Source organism: Velazquezella soli, assembly GCF_977018685.1.
Genome location: NZ_CDRNXF010000005.1, coordinates 723,971 through 741,011, shown reverse-complemented (window position 1 = coordinate 741,011; position 17,041 = coordinate 723,971). Strand labels below are relative to the sequence as shown.

Here is a 17,041-nt window from a genome sequence, read left to right as displayed (position 1 = left end):
CTGAAAATGTCTGTTCGGTTTCAGCCGAACAGACCGACACATGTCAGCCAGAGGCCGGATGCCAGGGTGATGGCATCCATCATCAGGCCAAACTTGCGCTCGGACATGCTGACGACATAGCGTTTTGCAAAGAACGTTCCGGCCATCAGTGACGAACCAATCACGAGACCGCTGATCACGAGATCATGGGTCAGCGCACCTGCCTGATAGAACGTCAGAAGCTTTGCCGCTTGTACGAAAATCGAGGCCGCTGCTTCCGTCGACAGGAAGGCGCCCTTGGTCAGCCCGAAGGCCATAAAGGCTGGAATGCTGAGTGGACCGGTGGATAGGAACATCCCGGTCAGAAACCCGATAACGGCACCGGCGATTGCCATTCCACTCAGCCCGATGGTCATGTTGCGGTGGCGAATGTATCGCCGGAACGGGACAAGCAGCATGATGAAGAGGCCGAGCAAAGTGCCGCTGATGGCTGCCGGCAGATGGACCAGGCTGACAGCGCCCAGCGACGCTGCCGGCATGCCGGGCAGCGCATAAGCGAGAACAGCGCGCCAGTTGACATGCCTGTGCCAAGCCATCACACGCGCGGCATTCGCCATCAGCCCGGCGATCGCCATGACGGGAATGGCGCGAGCGGGGTCAAACATCGGAACAAGAACCGGCAGGAGAATGAGGCTGGCGCCGGTGCCGATCACCCCGCTCAGGCAACCGGCGACAAAGCCTATGGCGCAGACGAGGATATAGGAGAGCAAGGCTTATCCTCGACGCGAGTTCGGCCACAGGGCCTTTGAGCGTGCGCGGCCAGCGTTCGCGCCGGCCGCGCATTGCCTTGGGAGGCTTAGAAGAATGCCTTGTCCTGCTCGCGCCGCAGTTCGAGCAATGCTGATGTCTCGTCGAGTTCGACATCGCCGCAAAGGATCGGCTGGCCCGCCTTTACGGCCCTTTTCAGCGTGCGATTGGCTGCCAGATAGAAGGGAACGGCCCTATCGTCTAAGAGCGGACCGGCCGGAATCATCCGCGCAGAAACGTTGACGATCGAGTGATGGTGGCCGCTTGCCGTCAGAACAGTTCCGGCGTCGAGATCGGCATCTGCATGCGCGACGAGGTCGATCACCGGCCGCGGCTCGGCCGCACCACTGGAGACGCCGCGCAGGCCGACTTCCAGAATGCTCGTTGCAGCCTCGACGCCCAAGAGATGGCGTGGAATGTAGAGCATGGCGACATCGCCCTTGCGGCTCACGACGTGGCCTTTTTCCGCCAGCATCTGCCAGGTCTCCGCGTCGTCGCAACGCACCGTCACGAAGACGCCGCCGGCAAAGCTCAGTTCGCCGGGAAGCCGCAGGCAGTGGAAGACGTCGAGCACCTTTGGCGCGCCGAGCAATCCGCCGCTCGAACGCTCGGAAAAGAAATCGGCAACTTCGGTGATCCGCGCGATCGGAACATGCAGATCGGCCCGGTCGACCAGGAAGCCCGTGGCATTGGCAACCAGTGTCATTTCACACAAGTCCGGAACCGCGCGCTGGGGAAACTCCGCTGCGATTTCCGATCGTCTTGCCGCGATGGTCGACAGGTCAAGCGTCGCCGGTTCGATCCAGTCGCCAAACTCAGGTGCAGACGCCATCTTGCCGTTCGAGCTTAGCGTCTTCTGTTTTGGGTCGTAGATGAAATCGTATTCGCTGGCCTTGCCGGCGGCGATGATATCCAGTCCGAGCACTTCCGCCCAGGTGACCAAGCCCATCAACAGGCTCGGCTGATCGCCATCGACCGGGGTCACGATGACATTGTTGTTGCGTGCGCGGAGAGCAAGGCCGGGACCGACGACGCTATCGACTTCCTTGGAGACGAGCGCGACATGCTTGCCGGCATCGATCGCAAGCCGGCAATGCTTCGCGCCGGCCTCGGGGTGACCGGTGGCTTCGACAACCACGGAGATCGGAAGGTCGAGGACGACGGAAAGGTCACCCGCCGCAATATAATGGCCGTTCTCCCATGCCGTCTTCGCCTCGCTCGCGGTTGCGCATTGGGCAATCCTGGACGGATCGATCCCAAGGCCCCGCAGAACGTCTGTCGCGGTTTGCGCCTTCAGATCGACCGCAACGCGGGTGCTGATCAGCGCCTGCTTCAAACTCTGAGAGATGAAGCTGCGGCCGAAGCCGCCGGTGCCGACGATGCAGCATTCCACCGGGGCGGACTCTCTGCCGAAATAGGTGTGATAGTTCATGGTGTTCCCCTCCTAAACCGTAACGAAAAAGGCGTGGGCGCGGCTTATGCCGCCGCGTCCACGTTCTTGTGGTTTCTGAGGTACTTGATGAACTTCAGGCTCTGCGGAATGATGAGAAGAGCGAGTGCCACGGTCATGATCGAGCCGACCAGATAGTTCGAGAAGAAGATCCCGAGCGATCCGTCGGAGGCGATCATCGACTGGTGGAACGAGCTTTCCGCCTTGCTGCCGAGAACCATGGCGAGAACCAATGGTGCCAGCGGAAATTCCAGCTTGTTGAAGACGAAACCGACGACGCCGAAAATCAGTACCAGCCAGAGGTCGGAGGTCGAATTCGCCACCGTATAGGCGCCAACGAAGCAGATCGCCACGATCATCGGTCCGATGATTGCAAACGGGATGCGAAGCAGCGCTGCGAAGAACGGAACGGTCAACAGGACCAGGATGACACCGACGAAGTTGGAGATATACATGCTGGCGATCAGGCCCCAGACGAAGTCCGGCTGCGTGGTGAACAGCATCGGTCCCGGCGTCAGGCCCCAGATCATCAGGCCGCCCATCATAACGGCTGCGGTTGCAGAGCTTGGAACGCCAAGGGCAAGCATCGGCAGCATGGCGCAGGTGCCGGCCGAGTGGTCGGCGGTTTCCGGTGCAACGATACCTTCGGGACGGCCGGTGCCAAACTTTTCGCCTGGCTTCGACCACTGACGTGCAAGACCATAGCTCATGAACGATGCTGCGGTCGGGCCACCGGGCGTGATGCCCATCCAGATCCCGACGGCAGACGAACGCACGATCGTGGTGAAGTATCTCGGCAGCTCCAGCATGGTCTTGAAGACGTCGCGCGGATCGATACGGGACGCGACTCCGCGGAATTTCAGCCCGTCCTGAACGGTTGCCAGAAGCTCGCCGATCCCGAACAGACCGATGACGACCACCAGGAAGCTGACGCCGCTGAGCAGTGCTTCGATGCCGAATGTCAGGCGAAGCGATCCGGTGACCGTATCCATGCCGACAGTGGACAGAAGAAGGCCGAGGCTGAGCGAGACGGCCGTCTTGATAGGGGAGGCGCTGCCCATGCCGACGAAGGCGCAGAAGGCCAGGAAATAGACGGCAAAATATTCAGCCGCGCCAAACCGAAGCGCAAAACGCGCCGCCCAGGTGGACAGAAGCGTGATGACGACGATACCGACGAAGGCGCCGATGCCGGCCGACATGAAGGCAAGCGTAAGCGCGCGGGTCGATTGCCCGGATCGCGCCATCGGATAACCATCGAAAGTGGTCGCCACCGAACTCGGCTCGCCGGGAATGTTGAAGAGGATCGAGGTCGTCGAGCCACCGAACAGCGCGCCCCAATACATCGACGCCAGAAGGATGATCGCCGAGACCGGGTCCATTGTGAATGTCAGCGGAATGAGCAGCGATACGCCGTTCGGAGCCCCGAGGCCGGGGAGGACGCCGACGATCAGCCCGAGAAGGACGCCGACGATCATCAGGGTGATGTGCATCGGCGTAAGTGCCGTCGCAAAGCCACCCATAAGCAGTTCAAAATTTTCCATGATCAAGCTCCGGGTGCTTAGTAAATGCCGAGCATTTCTTCGATCGGGCCCTTATGCAGCGGCACCTGGAACGCTTTTTCGAAGACAAAATAAAGCGCGATGGAGAAGACAACACCGATCAGGATCGCGATCCACGGCTTGTAGCCGCCGTTGCGCCAGGCAACGTAGAAGAGATACAGCGCCGTCCCGATATAGGTGCCGAGAAAGACCGTCACGATGACGAAGACGATCATCGGCAGAAGGAAGGAAAGAACCCTTCGCGTCTGTTCCGGTTCGAGGAACGTCTCGCGCATCTCCTCGCTGCCCATTTTCAACCTGAAAATGGCCTGGGCCGCACTGGCGAAAGCCGCAACGATCAGGATGATGCCGACGTAAAACGGAAAGTAGCCGGGCATGGGACCTGATTCACTCCAGCTGACGCCGAGTTCCAGGGCACCTGTTGCACCCAGCGCGCCGACGGCGGCAAGCGTGATGGCGGTGACGATCTCGACATGGAGTCGCTTGATATGCATGATTGTTTTCCCTCGATCGCAAGATCCGGCATGAAAATGCCGGATCTAAAATCGCATTGGCGTCAGGACTTTACTTAACCAGCCAACCTTCGGCCTCGAAGACACCGACGGCGTTCTTCTCGCTGGTCACAATGAAGTCCTGCAGCTTCTGGCCGGACATGAAATCGCCGGTCTGCGAGGTCTTGCGGACATAGTCGGCCCATTCCGGGGTCTCGCTGACCTTTTTCAGAACGTCGCTGTAGTAGGCGACCGCATCATCAGGCGTTCCTGCCGCGGTCCAGACCGTGCGGGGCATCTTGTAGGAAGGAATGTTGACGCCGCTCGAGGCGCAGGTCGGGATGTCGCCCCAGCCCTTGCCGTCATGGACCGGATCGCTCTTGGCCATCGGCTTGTCGGAGAAGACGCAAAGCGGCTTGATCGCACCCGCCTGCCACTGGCCGACATTTTCGTTGGGATTGTTGACGTTGGCAGCGACATGGCCGCCGGCCAGCTGAACGCCGACTTCGCCACCGCCGTTAAAGGGCAGATACTTGAAATTGGTGCCTGTCGTCTGCTCGATCAGAGCGACCAGGGTTTCATCCGTGTCCTTCGACTGGCTGCCTGCAAAGGAAAGCTTGTTCGGCGCAGCTTTCGCGGCTTCGATGAGATCCGTCGGCGTCGCGTATTCGGAATCGCCCTTCACCCAGATCAGAAATTCGTCGAATGCGAGCGCTGCGACGGGACGTAGGTCCTCCATCGAATAGGCGAGCTTTGCGACATGCGGCAGGAGATAGGCGTTGTTGGTTCCGAAGTAGAGCTTGTTCGGATCGCCTTCATTCTTGCGAGCGTAGAGGAACGCTTCCGCACCGCTGCCTCCGCCCTTGTTGAGGACCACCATCGATTTTTCCATCAGCTTGTGCTTGGCGATGATCGACTGGATGGTGCGGGCAAAGTTGTCGGTGCCGCCGCCAGGGCCGGATGCGACGACGAACTCGACGGGGCGTGTCGGTTCAAAGGCAAGCGCCTGTCCCGCCAGCACGACCGCGGCCGCAAATGTCAATCCTACGGATAGCTTCTTCATCTTATTCCTCCTTTAGATGAAATGGCTGCAGGTTTGCCTACAGCCGATCGGTCTTCGTGTTCACGAAGCGGCAGCGAACTGCGTCCTCGGCGCACCTCGTGAGATCGACCCGGCAATGAGCGGCCAGGCAGACGCCGGCTGCGATCTCGTGATGTCGGGCAGTTCTTTGAATTCGAATGAGAAAGAAGCGAGCGCGCTGAAGCCACTCTGATCGTGGCGGTTGGGCCTCGCCGAGACGCCTCTTGCGGGCGCAAGTCCGACTGATTTTGGGCTTCGTCCTGACGCCATAATCTCCTCCATCCGAGGAAAATCATAGGCCATCTATTAGCACACATCAAGTCTTCAGAATTTTGTATACAAAATTTTGCGGACAGCGAGACGCCGGCGGCGATACAATCAATCAGCGTGATCTAATCGATTTGCTTTTGATTTACGCCATAGCTCGACTGTTCAAACTCGCGTTTGCGAACACGAGTTTGAACGGATCACGAGATTTTTTTTTAGAGAACTTAGGCTGATCGGCACCGGAAACCGTCATGCGGATAGCAAAGCAGCAACCTTAAATTCAGGTCCCGATTGGCGATTCGCAATCGCAGCGAGGTCTATGCGGCCTTCGACTGCGTGCTACCCAAAGGCAGCCGTCCGGGCGACCTCAGGCGCGGTGCCGGTCAGGCCGGCTTCGTTCGCCATCGGCAGCCGGTAGTATTTGCGTGCAGTCCCCGCAAAGAGTTTTGCCTGATCTCTCAGGGAATAGCGTGCCGCCACGTCCTTGAAGCCCGAATAGATCGTGTCAAATGAACCGCATAGACTATCGACCGGGAAATTGCTGGCAAACATCGTCCGCTCGGCTGAGAACATAGCAATGGTTTCGGTAATGATGGCGCTGTTGTCCTCGATTGACCAAGGCCGCCCTTTCTGGCCGATCCCAGAAATCTTGACGCAGACATTGGGCATATCCGCAAACTTGCCCATCGCCGCGTGCCATCCCTTCATCCCTTCGCTGGATCGATCCGATGGCAGACCCGTGTGGTTGAGGATGATGGTCGTGGAAGGAAAATCCCGTGCCAGCAGCATGGCCTCGTCGAGATGCCACCAGTTCGTCTGGAGATCGAAGCTCAGTCCATGCGTCTCGAGAAGGGCGTAGCCTTTGCGCCAGGTCTCGTCGGTCATGAGAGTTCGGTGATCGGCAGCAACAGCGGCGCTTTCGGCGCCGCCCGGCTTGTGACGCACGCTGCGCACCAGCTCGAACGCTGCCTGATCGGCAAGGACATCAGCCACATCGGGCCTATCGAGCCATGCCTGGGCGACGATGGCATTGGGAAGCCCGAATTCATCCGCGACCTTGGTTGCGTATCGGCTTTCCCCAATGGGATCGGCCGGATCCCACTCGGTCTCGACATAGACCGTCTGCACGACGTTGTGGCCTTCCGCGTCCTTCAGGTAGTCGGGCGGAAGATAGCGCCGCTTGATCGAGCTGTAGTCGCCATACCGAAAGGGGATTTTTGCCTCCGGCTTTAGCCAGGGATGGTCGTTGGCTACGGGGTCCCAGAAATGCTGATGCGCATCGACGATAGGGCCGTCCCAAAGAGGAAAGTCGTCCAATTAGCTGCCCTTCCGTTCACGAGTACCTTCGTTGAAGTCGATGGTGAGAGTGGCGATGACATAGACGACGGCGCAGCCCGCAAAGAAGCCGAGCACGGTGCCATAGGAGCCACCGGTCCATTGAAGGATGAAGCCTGTCAGGATCGGGACGATGATGCCGCTGACACTGCCGGCAAAGTTCATTGTGCCGCCGATGACGCCGACCCGGCTCTTCGGCGCGAGGATCGAGGGGAGGCTCCAGTAAAGGCTGCCGAAGTAGAGCAGGAATAGTGTGGCGGAGAGAAGCGCGACCGCGGCAACCGGGCTGCTCACATGCGGCAGAGCAATGAATGTGGCGGCGACGCCGAGGCCAGTGATGCCCAGAAGAAGCTTGTAGACGACGGATCGTTTAAACCCTGCGGCCACCATCTTGTCGGCGACGAAGCCGCTCGCGAGCGAACCCAGCATGCCGGCGAGGAAGATGACGAAAGTCGCTCCGCCCATTTCCTTGAGGTTGAAGTTGCGCGCCTGCGCAAGATAGCTCGGGCCCCAGGTCAGCAGACCGAAATTGATCATCGCCCATCCGGCGCGACCTGCCACGAGGCTGACGATCGACCGGCGAAGGATTTCGGTCGGTTCGCTTTCCGTAGCCTCGGACTTCGGTTGCCCCACTTCGTTGATGATATCCATTTCCGCAGCGTTGATGCCCGGATGCGTGGACGGAGCGTCACGGAGGTAACGCCATGCGAGCCAGCCCAAAAGAATGGTCACGAGCCCTGCGACGATGAAGGCAAGCCGCCAGCTTCCGAGCGTAAGGATGAGCCAGCTGATCAGGACGCCGCCGATGGCAGCCCCGAGCGGGGCACCGCTATCCATGAAAACGGCACCGCGTGCCCGTTCCCGTTTCGAAAGCCAGATCGAATTGAGTTTTGCTCCGGCCGGGAAGAGAGGCGCTTCCGCCGCGCCGAGACCGATGCGCGTCAACAGAAGCGAGATGCCGCCGGTCGTGAAGCCCGCAATGGTCTGGAAGATACCCCAACCGAGTGTGGACACCGTGATGACCGAGCGTGCGCCAAAGCGGTCGATCAGCATGCCTCCGGGGATCTGCATCAATGCATAGCTCCAGAAGAAGGAGCTCAGGATAAGACCCTGCATGGCGGGGCCGAGCGAGAATTCGGCGGCAATGCTGGGCATGGCGATCGAAAGAGCCGTACGGTCGACCATGTTGATGACAACGAGCAGGAAAACGACGACGAAGATGTACCATCGTACATTCGTTGCCGCTTTACCCTTTAGCTCCACGCGGCCAGCGGCAACGGGTTGCTGTTCAATTTCGGACATAGATACAAATCCTCCCTGACTTGTCGGCGCAGGCCTCATCAGGCTTGCATCCACCCGGTTGTCACCGACCTCCTTGATCGGCGTTCCTCTCCACCGTGCATCCCGGGAATATAGTTGACTGGCTATGCCGAAATAATGAAATATACAGATCATGTGATCGACTTTTCCGATCACGGCATCTGCCGTCTGAAATGGATTGCGCCAATGACATCAGAGCGTTTCGACCGCGGGCTGTCGCTCCTGCGCCATCTGAAAAGCACGCAACTCCTGCTTCTCGTCGAGCTTGGAAAGGTCGCGAGCCTGCGAAAAGCCGCGTCGGCTCTCAACATGACGCAGCCGACGGCGACGAAACTGATTCAGGATCTGGAAGCGGCCGTCGGCCATCCGCTGTTCGAGCGCAGTTCCAGGGGCATGCGCGCAACGCCCTATGGCGAGGTGATGATCAGACATGCGCGGCTCATGCAGATGGAAATCGTCCGGACGAGGGAGGATCTCGATTCGCTGTCGTCGGGCGCATCCGGCACGTTGCGGATCGGGGCTGTCATCAGCGCCGTTCCGTTTCTGCTGGCAAAGGCTGTCGCTGCGCTCAAGCGCGAGCATCCCGGCCTGCAGGTCTCGATCGATGCTGGGACAAGCGATGCGCTCGTTGGCTCCCTGTTGAACGGTCACCTCGATGTGCTGCTGGCACGACCGATCGTGCTCGGCGATCGCAACGACTTCGATTACGTCGATCTCATCGACGAACCGCTGAAAGTCGTCGGCCGGCGGGACCATCCGCTCGCGAGCAGGTCGTCCGTCACGGTGCGCGAGCTGGGCGAATGGCCCTGGACGCTTCTGCCGGCCGGAAGCCCGATGCGAAAGGTTCTGGCGCCCGTCTTTGCCGAAATGCGACTGTCCGGTCCCCAAAACATCGTCGAAACTTCGTCAATGATGACGATGGTGGCGCTGATGCACGAGAGCGACATGCTGGCCGTGATGCCCGGCGACGTATCGGACTTCTACATCCGCCATAACCTGCTGGTCGAGATCCCGGTCACGCTGCCTGCGGTGATGGGATCATACGGGATCGTCACGCGTCGAGATCGCCCGATGACGCCCGGCGTCGAGGCGTTCTTGACGCAACTCCAGACGGCGCTGCAAGAACAGCGACGGATCAGGGCGGAACTGACGAGCGACGGATGATGCAAGCCGGATGCATACTTCGGTAAATGGGTGAGCCGGGTTCAGATCGAACTCATCCAGCCCAGTCCGTCCTCGGTTACTCCCGCAGGCCGGTATTCGCAGCCGACATAACCCTGATAGCCGAGGGCGTCGATCTCTTCGAAGATCATGCGGTCGTTGAGTTCGCCTGTCATGGGTTCATGCCGGGTAGGAACCGCCGCAATCTGGATATGCCCGATGCGCGGCGCCATCTGCCTCAAGGCTGTGATGACATCTCCATGCATGATCTGGCGGTGATAGATGTCGAACTGCAGACTGACATTGGGGCGATCGAGATCGGCGACGAGATCGAATGCGCGATTGAAGTCGTTGAGAAAATATCCCGGCATATCGCGTTTGTTGATAGGCTCGATGACGAGACCGATACCGGCTTCGGCCGTTGCAGCGGCCGCCTTTTTCAGATTGTCCACATAGCAGGATGCAGCGGTGGGATCATCCGCTGGCGCGATCCCGGCCATCATGTGAAGAAGCGGCGTTCCGAGCGCCTTGCCATAGGCAATTGCCTTGACCAGCGACGACTCGAACTCCTCGCGCCGGTCGGAAAGGCTCGCAAGACCCCGATCGCCGCCTGTCCAATTCCCGGGTGGCATGTTGAACAGGGCCTGGTTTAGCCCGGCATCACGAAGCTTCTCGGCGACGACCTCGGCTGGATAGTCGTAAGGGAAGAGATACTCGACGGCGCTAAAGCCAGCCGTGGCCGCAGCCGCGAACCGCTCCAGGAACGGTCGCTCGTTGAACATCATCGACAGGTTTGCGGCAAACTTCGGCATGGGCCTATTCTTTCTCTGGCATGCCGGGCAGGTGAAGCCCGGTGATCTGGGCGAGCAGCCGCGCAACCGAACTGTCGTCATCGCGACCCATCCCGGCGGCCTCGGTCATGATGAAGAGTTGCAATGCGGCCGCGGTGATCGGAAGCGGAAACTTCTGCTGGCGGCCTATGTCGGAGACAATGCCGAGATCCTTGGTGAAGATCGAGACCGCACTGTGAGGGCTGTAATCGCCATCGAGCACATGCGGTATGCGGTTTTCGAACATCCAGCTATTGCCAGCCGATTTGGTGATGACGTCAAAGACCCTGGCAATGTCGAGATCGAGGCTTTTCGCGAATGTGATCGCTTCGCAGGCGGCCGCTATATGGACACCTGCCAGCAACTGATTGACGATCTTGAAGGAGGAGCCGACACCCGGCTGGTCGCCAAGCTCGTAGACGGTGGCCGCCATCGCATCGAGCGCCGGCCGCGCCGCCTTGAATGCTTCAGGCGAGCCCGATGCCATGAAGGTCAGTTCTCCCGAATGCGCCTTTTTCGAGCCCCCGCTGATCGGGCCGTCGAGATAAAGCAGCCCGGCTGCCTCGGTCCGTGCGGCGAAGGATTTCGCATCGCTGGGCGAGACGGTGGCGCAGCAGACGATGACGCCGCCGGAATGCATCGCGCTGACGATCCCGGCCTTGCCGAAAAGGACTGTTTCCGTCTGTGCCGCATTGACGACCACGACGACCGCGATGTCAGCGCCTTCAACAGCATCGCCCGGCGAGGAGGCAGCAACGCCACCCTCATTTTCGAGGGTCGAAAGCGCGTCCCGGTTGACGTCGAAGCCGCGAACCTTGTGACCGGCGCTCAGCACAGAGCGTGCCATGCCTAGTCCCATTGAGCCGAGGCCAATGATGGCGATAGTGGTTGGGCTGGACATGAGCGGCACCTCCATGAAGCGCTGTGTAGTCAGAATCTCAGCGCTAACATGTTTTCAACCACATCCTCTTGCCCTGTTCAAGCGACATATGTTAGCGCTGAGATAAATGGAGGAGAGAACGACTTGGACGGGGATGGGAGGTCCATTGCAGACGATAGCGTGCCCTCGGCCGCTGAGACGCCGACGCTTGCGCATGTCGCTCGGCTGGCAAAAGTCAGCGAGAACACCGTCTCGCGCGTGATCCGCAACAAGGGACCGATCGCACCGGAGACAAGGCTCCGCGTCAATGCGGCAATCGACGCACTCGGCTATGTCCCTAACAGGGCTGCCGGTTCGCTTGCGTCCTCGTCTTCGCCGATCATCGGCGTCATCTTGCCGTCGTTGTCGAACATCGTTTTTCCCGAAGTGCTCAGGGGTATAAATGCTGGGCTGATCGGCACGTCCTATCGCCCGATGATCGGTGTGACCGATTACAGTCTCGAGACCGAGCAGGATATTATTTCGTCGCTTCTGGCCTGGCATCCGGCGGCGATCATCACCACAGGTTTCGAGCATACCACGGCCGCAAGACGCATGCTTGAAGGCAGCCGGGTGCGGATCGCCGAACTGATGGATATCGATGACCGGCCCATCGACCTTGCGGTCGGCCTGTCGCATCGCGAGGCCGGCCGCGCGATGGCACGCCATCTCGTTCAGCGCGGCTATTCGAGGATCGGCTATGTCGGCCATGACTGGACTGCGGATCGGCGCGCGCGTTTACGGTATGAGGGGCTTTGCGAAGGTTTGTCTGAGACGGGCCTGTCGCTGGTCGCAGAGTATCGGACAGAGGCGCCAAGTTCGACGCTCGAAGGACGTCGAGCTCTGGCCAGTCTTCTTGCCGACGGTGCCGCCATCGATGCGGCGGCGTTTTCCAACGACGACATGGCGGTGGGCGGTTTCATGCACTGCATGGCGGCCGGAATGCCGGTGCCGGACGGTCTCGCGCTGATGGGCTTCAACGGGCTCGAGATCGGACAGGTTCTGCCAAAGCCGCTGACGACGGTGCTTTCCAATCGCTTTGCCATCGGCAAGACGGCAATCGAAGCCTTGCTGGAGACGCCTCAGCGTCCACAGGAGGCACGGATCATTGACACGGGATTTTCAATTATAGAGGGGGCAACCGCCTGAAGGCGGAGCCCATCCTCAAGACGGGAGAATGATATGCTGCTTGGCGCAATCGCCGATGATTTGACCGGCGCAACGGACCTTGCCCTGATGCTGTCGAGGGAGGGCATGCGCACGATCCAGACGGTGGGCGTTCCGCCCGCCGATTTCGATTTGAGCGATGTCGACGCGGTCGTCGTCGCCCTGAAATCCCGTACCAATCCCGCTGACGTGGCGGTCGCGATGTCGCTCGAGGCACTGCGTTGGCTGAAGACGGCCGGTGCCCGCCAGATCATCTTCAAATACTGCTCGACCTTCGATTCGACGCCGAAGGGCAATATCGGGCCGGTTACCGATGCGCTCGCACGCGAGCTTGGGACGGATCTGACGATCGTTTGCCCTGCTTTCCCTGCCAACCGCCGGACGATCTACAAGGGTCATCTCTTCGTGGCAGATCAACTGCTGTCGGATAGCCCCATGCGCCATCACCCCCTGACGCCGATGACGGATTCGTCGCTGGTGCGTCTGATGGCGGCACAATCCAAACTTCAGGTCGGCCTTGTCTCACATGAGAACGTCGCAAAGGGTGCCGAGAGCGTTCGTGCGGCATTCGACGAGGCGCGTCGGCGTGGTGACGGCGTCGTGGTCGTCGACGCGATTACCGACCAGGATCTGCGCGTGATCGGTGAGGCAGTCGCGGAGTTCCCGCTGATCACCGGCGGTTCCGGCATCGCAATCGGTCTGCCCGAGAACTTTCGGCGCGCGAAGCTTTTGCAACGAGACATCACGGCAGGACAGTTTCAGGCGCCGGACGGGAGGGCCGCCATTCTTGCCGGTTCCTGTTCAGAGGCGACACGGGGCCAGATCAAGGCCGCTATCGAGGCCGGCATGTCAACGCTCAAGCTCGATCCGGTCGATATCGCACAAGGGCGTATGGACGTTGACGAAGCGATCAGATGGGCTCTGGCGCAGGAAGGCGTTCCACTGATCTACTCGAGCGCCGATCCCAAGGATGTTCTGGCGGCCCAAGGCAGCCTTGGACAGGAAAAGGCTGGCGAGATCGTCGAGCAGTTCCTCGCAAAAACCGCCATCGGACTGCGCGAAAACGGGGTCCGGAGGCTGATCGTTGCCGGCGGAGAAACGTCAGGCGCCGTCGTTGGAGCACTGGCGCCGTCCGCCTTGTTTATCGGCCGCGAGATCGACCCGGGTGTGCCCTGGACACTGACGATGGGTGATGGCGCACCAATGGCGCTTGCACTCAAATCCGGCAATTTCGGCACCGCCGACTTCTTCCTCAAGGCGTGGGAGCTTTTGAAATGACGGCAGTTCTTTCCGAGGAAACAAAGCTTCGCGACGAGATCGTCACGGTTGGCAAGTCGCTTTTCGACCGGTGCTTCACGTTCGGATCGACCGGCAACATCAGTGCGCGGCTATCGAATGGCGATATGCTGATGACGCCGACAAACGCATCGCTTGGCGCGCTCGATCCGGCGCGCCTTTCGAAATTCTCGGCTGAGGGCGTGCATGTCTCCGGCGACAAACCGACCAAGGAAGCGTTCCTGCACCAGTGCATGTATTGCGAACGCAGCACGGCGTCAGCGGTCGTTCACCTTCACTCGACGAATGCCGTCGCGATCAGCCTCATCGAAGGACTGAACCCGGAGGATCTTCTTCCGCCACTGACGGCTTATTACGTCATGCGGGTGGGAAAACTGCCGATGGCTCCGTATTTCCCGCCAGGCGATGCCGCTTTGGCGGAGGCGGTGCGGGAGCGTGCTCGCGACAGTCACGCCGTCCTGCTCGCCAATCACGGGCCGGTAGTTGCCGGGAAATCGCTGCGCGAGGCGCAATACGCGACCGAGGAGCTCGAAGAAACGGCGAAACTGTTCCTGATGCTGCGTGGCGAGAAAATCAGGCCACTGACGCAGGAGCAGCGTGACGATCTTATGGAGCGCCACGGCTGATCCTGCTGGGGTAGGTGACCGCGTGCTGTGCTTCAGCCGCGGAAACTGCCTTCGTTCATGTCCTTGGAATCATAGTTGAGATCAAAATCCTTTTCGGATTTCTTTCCCGGCGCATCGCGGTGAACGGTCGCGTCCTCAGAGCCCGTTACGACTGTCGGCTTTGCGCTGTGAACCCCTGTCGCCTTGCGATCGGCCTGGGACGGGGCGTACTGACCCTTTGCATCGTCTTCCGGTTTACTCATTGCAGTGCTCCTTTTCTGTCCTATCCAACAGGTAGCAAGAGCAGGAGTTCCGTGACGATCAGCCTGATACTCGCAAAGGGGAACGAAGATTGTGCTCTCGCTCCGTCCGGTTCGAGCAAACACGTGTGCCGGAGGATGGACGGTTCAGATATAAGCGACACCGGCCTTCCGGGCTTCCGCTGTCGCATAAAGGTTGGACCGATGGCAGCGTTCGTAAAACGCTACCGTTTCGCCCGGCATATCCTCTGGCAGGCTCAGGAAGTCCCGCAGGCGCAAGCCGTCTTTCTGGTCGAGATCAGCATTGGCCAACGCGGGGCCGTCAAGAGCGGCGATGCGGTCGTGCAGTCGTGAGAAGTAAGCAAGGTTCGCTTCGACGATCGACGGTGCGGAGGTCTGGCCGTGAGCTAGAACGACGTGGCGGGCATCAAGATCACGGATTGTTTTCAACGAGCAGCAAAGCGCCTTGAGATCGTGAGGATCCTTGCTCCAGACCTCGGGGATCGGCCACTCGACGGCATCGACCGCAAGACAGGTTCGGATGGAAGGGATCCAGACCGCGACATGATCCGGCGTATGTCCGGGCGTGTGAAGCAATTCGAGGACCAGATCGCCGCCATCCAGGATCATGCTCTCGCCAGTGAAGCATATATTGGGGGCAACAATCTCGACATCCCGAAATCGTCCGTCGCGCTGTTTTTCGACCAGCTTATCTCGTGCAGCGGGATCGTTCAGCCGCTCCAGCGCCTTGGCGTGCGCGATGATCGGTATGCGATCGCCAAGCCCGGAATTGCCCCAAAAGTGGTCCCAGTCCATATGGGAGTTGATAACCAACAGAGGCCGATCGCCCATCTGGTCGTCGAGCAGTGCCAGCGCCTCCCGACACAGGGATGGGGTGCCAAGCGTATCGACAAGGACATTGAACCGATCGGTCCGCACGAAGACGGCATCGACCTCGTCGCCAGCCCTCACGATGACAATCCGATCATCGAGGCCAGGGTAAGTCGTGAGCCGAACCGAAATATCCATCGCCAATCCCTTGCGATGCATCACTTGAAAAGGCGATGGCCCGCCGTCAGCGGAACGAGGGCAACCCATGACTAGGTTTCGGCATATCCAGCTTCGGCAGAGAATTCGCGAGAGCCGCAGCCTCGCCGGAATAAGGGAAGTCATCGCCCAACTGGCGATCGCCTTCGTACACCTTGAAGGATGGCCCATCGACCTCGACGATCTTGTAACCGTTCACGTATTCGACCTTTGGCGTTTTCCAACCCATATCGATCTCTCTTTCTTGAAAGCTGACACGACGGTCAGCGCGATGTCATGACGGTCGATCCGTTGGCAAAGGTCTAACAGGTACACGCTCAAACGCCTAATCATGACCGAGCGGCAGCCGAGTGCTTGATCGGCGCAGGAAATCGATAAGGCCACCACGCCATGCGTATCCTGTCGTGCCACAATCGGCGCGGCTTAGCCTCAGGATCGAAGGGAACAAATCGAGGTCAAATGCATTCGAGGTCGCAGTCAATGCCGACTTTTCTTGGGGGCCCTTATGAAACGACTTTCCGTGACCGCCTTTGCCGCTCTTTGCCTCACCGCCGGAGCAACCTACGCGCAGACGAACAACGACGAGGCAGCCCAGGCATGCCAGTCGACCGGCTTGCTGGCGCTGCAGGAAAAATCGTCCGCCATCACCGACCTGGTGCTCGACATGGAAACCCTGGCCGTGAGCTCCGCGGATACCAAGGTCGAGAATGTCGCGGTGAAGACCGTCGTCATGGGCGATGCCTATATCGCACGCGGCGGCGAAACCGGTAAGCCTGATCGTTTCGTCTGCCTTCTGGGCGAAAAAGGAAAAGTGCTTCTGACGTTTTTTACCGCGCAGTAGCCGACGGAGCCGCGTCGCAGTTGGTGCCGGATTTGCGACAGTTCCGTCAGGTACGGCGGGTGTCAAGGATCAGATAACTCAGCGCTATCCACGTCGTTTGCTCGGAACCGATCCGCCGCTGCGGGATTACTGTAGGCCTCGAAACATGCACCGGCTGGTTCCTCGAAGGAAGCAGGCGGTGCTGACTATGGAGACCCTTATGCAGCTACCACAGAACACGATCGTTGCCGTTGCCGATGGCGAAAAGCTCAGCCTTTTCAAGAATGAAGGTGACGCGGCAAACGTCAAGCTGAGAGCGATGCCGGCCACGGACATCGACAGCTCGAAAATCTCTTCCGGTGCGCGCCATTCCAGCAGCTCCGCAAACCCGGATGACAGCCAGCAGGACGAAGACGGTTTCAGCAACGGCATTGCCGACATGCTGAACAAGCATGTGCTGGATGGAAAGATCAAAAATCTTGTTGTCGTGGCGGCGCCCCGCACACTCGGTGAAATGCGCAAGAGCTACCACAAGTCGCTGTCTGACGTTCTGATTGGCGAACTCGACAAGGACCTTACGGGCCATTCGATCCAGGATATCGAAAAGGCGCTGGCTGCAGCCTGATCGCTACAACAGCACCAGAAGT

18 protein-coding genes are annotated in these 17,041 nt (G+C 59.7%); 6 read left to right on the top strand and 12 right to left on the bottom strand.

The window, feature by feature from the left end; all coding sequences use genetic code 11:
- Positions 1–20: 20 nt before the first annotated feature.
- The 7 genes from AC0JZ8_RS23810 to AC0JZ8_RS23780 all read right to left on the bottom strand — a co-directional run bounded on the left by AC0JZ8_RS23810 (position 21) and on the right by AC0JZ8_RS23780 (position 8,271).
- Positions 21–749, bottom strand: a complete 729-nt coding sequence (locus AC0JZ8_RS23810; RefSeq protein WP_471893751.1) for a sulfite exporter TauE/SafE family protein — start codon at positions 747–749, stop codon at positions 21–23.
- 86 nt (positions 750–835) lie between these two features.
- Positions 836–2,218: an NAD(P)H-dependent oxidoreductase gene (locus tag AC0JZ8_RS23805; RefSeq protein WP_471893750.1), complete on the bottom strand. Its 1,383-nt coding sequence runs from the start codon at positions 2,216–2,218 to the stop codon at positions 836–838.
- A gap of 44 nt (positions 2,219–2,262) precedes the next feature.
- Positions 2,263–3,777, bottom strand: a complete 1,515-nt coding sequence (locus AC0JZ8_RS23800) for a tripartite tricarboxylate transporter permease (protein ID WP_471893749.1) — start codon at positions 3,775–3,777, stop codon at positions 2,263–2,265.
- 17 nt (positions 3,778–3,794) lie between these two features.
- Positions 3,795–4,289 (bottom strand): tripartite tricarboxylate transporter TctB family protein, encoded by a 495-nt coding sequence (locus AC0JZ8_RS23795; protein WP_192078665.1) that lies wholly within the window; start codon positions 4,287–4,289, stop codon positions 3,795–3,797.
- Between the two features lie 70 nt (positions 4,290–4,359).
- Entirely contained in the window at positions 4,360–5,349 is a 990-nt protein-coding gene (locus tag AC0JZ8_RS23790) for a Bug family tripartite tricarboxylate transporter substrate binding protein (protein WP_113165061.1), read from the bottom strand.
- Between the two features lie 624 nt (positions 5,350–5,973).
- Positions 5,974–6,951 (bottom strand): amidohydrolase family protein, encoded by a 978-nt coding sequence (locus tag AC0JZ8_RS23785; RefSeq protein WP_471893748.1) that lies wholly within the window; start codon positions 6,949–6,951, stop codon positions 5,974–5,976.
- Positions 6,952–8,271, bottom strand: a complete 1,320-nt coding sequence (locus AC0JZ8_RS23780) for an MFS transporter (RefSeq protein WP_471893747.1) — start codon at positions 8,269–8,271, stop codon at positions 6,952–6,954.
- 135 nt (positions 8,272–8,406) lie between these two features.
- Between AC0JZ8_RS23780 and AC0JZ8_RS23775 the strand changes: the two genes are divergently transcribed.
- Complete coding sequence (locus AC0JZ8_RS23775; protein ID WP_471893746.1) at positions 8,407–9,453, top strand: LysR family transcriptional regulator; 1,047 nt, start codon at positions 8,407–8,409, stop codon at positions 9,451–9,453.
- A 41-nt stretch (positions 9,454–9,494) separates the two neighbouring features.
- On the opposite strand, the gene otnI is transcribed toward AC0JZ8_RS23775, so the two are convergent.
- Positions 9,495–10,262 (bottom strand): 2-oxo-tetronate isomerase, encoded by a 768-nt coding sequence (otnI, locus tag AC0JZ8_RS23770; protein WP_471893745.1) that lies wholly within the window; start codon positions 10,260–10,262, stop codon positions 9,495–9,497.
- Positions 10,263–10,266: 4 nt separating this feature from the next.
- Positions 10,267–11,181, bottom strand: coding sequence for an L-threonate dehydrogenase (gene ltnD / locus AC0JZ8_RS23765; protein WP_325264411.1), 915 nt, complete (start codon positions 11,179–11,181; stop codon positions 10,267–10,269).
- Between the two features lie 123 nt (positions 11,182–11,304).
- Between ltnD and AC0JZ8_RS23760 the strand changes: the two genes are divergently transcribed.
- The 3 genes from AC0JZ8_RS23760 to otnC are packed head-to-tail and all read left to right on the top strand — an operon-like array spanning position 11,305 to position 14,288.
- Positions 11,305–12,348 (top strand): LacI family DNA-binding transcriptional regulator, encoded by a 1,044-nt coding sequence (locus AC0JZ8_RS23760; RefSeq protein WP_471893744.1) that lies wholly within the window; start codon positions 11,305–11,307, stop codon positions 12,346–12,348.
- Positions 12,349–12,381: 33 nt separating this feature from the next.
- Positions 12,382–13,644, top strand: coding sequence for a 3-oxo-tetronate kinase (gene otnK, locus AC0JZ8_RS23755; protein ID WP_471893743.1), 1,263 nt, complete (start codon positions 12,382–12,384; stop codon positions 13,642–13,644).
- On the top strand, positions 13,641–14,288 hold the full coding sequence (gene otnC / locus AC0JZ8_RS23750) for a 3-oxo-tetronate 4-phosphate decarboxylase (RefSeq protein WP_062458713.1): 648 nt from the start codon (positions 13,641–13,643) through the stop codon (positions 14,286–14,288). Before otnK ends, otnC begins: the two co-directional genes overlap by 4 nt.
- A gap of 32 nt (positions 14,289–14,320) precedes the next feature.
- On the opposite strand, the gene AC0JZ8_RS23745 is transcribed toward otnC, so the two are convergent.
- The 3 genes from AC0JZ8_RS23745 to AC0JZ8_RS23735 all read right to left on the bottom strand — a co-directional run bounded on the left by AC0JZ8_RS23745 (position 14,321) and on the right by AC0JZ8_RS23735 (position 15,803).
- A complete protein-coding gene (locus AC0JZ8_RS23745) occupies positions 14,321–14,530 on the bottom strand; it encodes a hypothetical protein (protein ID WP_430244696.1) in 210 nt (69 codons plus the stop codon).
- A gap of 144 nt (positions 14,531–14,674) precedes the next feature.
- Positions 14,675–15,556 carry an MBL fold metallo-hydrolase gene (locus AC0JZ8_RS23740; protein ID WP_471893742.1) on the bottom strand — a complete coding sequence of 294 codons (882 nt, stop codon included), beginning with the start codon at positions 15,554–15,556 and terminating at the stop codon, positions 14,675–14,677.
- Between the two features lie 46 nt (positions 15,557–15,602).
- Positions 15,603–15,803: a hypothetical protein gene (locus AC0JZ8_RS23735; protein ID WP_062576573.1), complete on the bottom strand. Its 201-nt coding sequence runs from the start codon at positions 15,801–15,803 to the stop codon at positions 15,603–15,605.
- 276 nt (positions 15,804–16,079) lie between these two features.
- Here AC0JZ8_RS23735 and AC0JZ8_RS23730 point away from each other — a divergent pair, with 276 nt between their 5' ends.
- Together AC0JZ8_RS23730 and AC0JZ8_RS23725 are read left to right on the top strand one after the other, a co-directional pair.
- A complete protein-coding gene (locus tag AC0JZ8_RS23730; protein WP_062458725.1) occupies positions 16,080–16,415 on the top strand; it encodes a hypothetical protein in 336 nt (111 codons plus the stop codon).
- A gap of 199 nt (positions 16,416–16,614) precedes the next feature.
- Positions 16,615–17,019 carry a host attachment family protein gene (locus tag AC0JZ8_RS23725; protein ID WP_062458727.1) on the top strand — a complete coding sequence of 135 codons (405 nt, stop codon included), beginning with the start codon at positions 16,615–16,617 and terminating at the stop codon, positions 17,017–17,019.
- Positions 17,020–17,041: the final 22 nt, after the last annotated feature.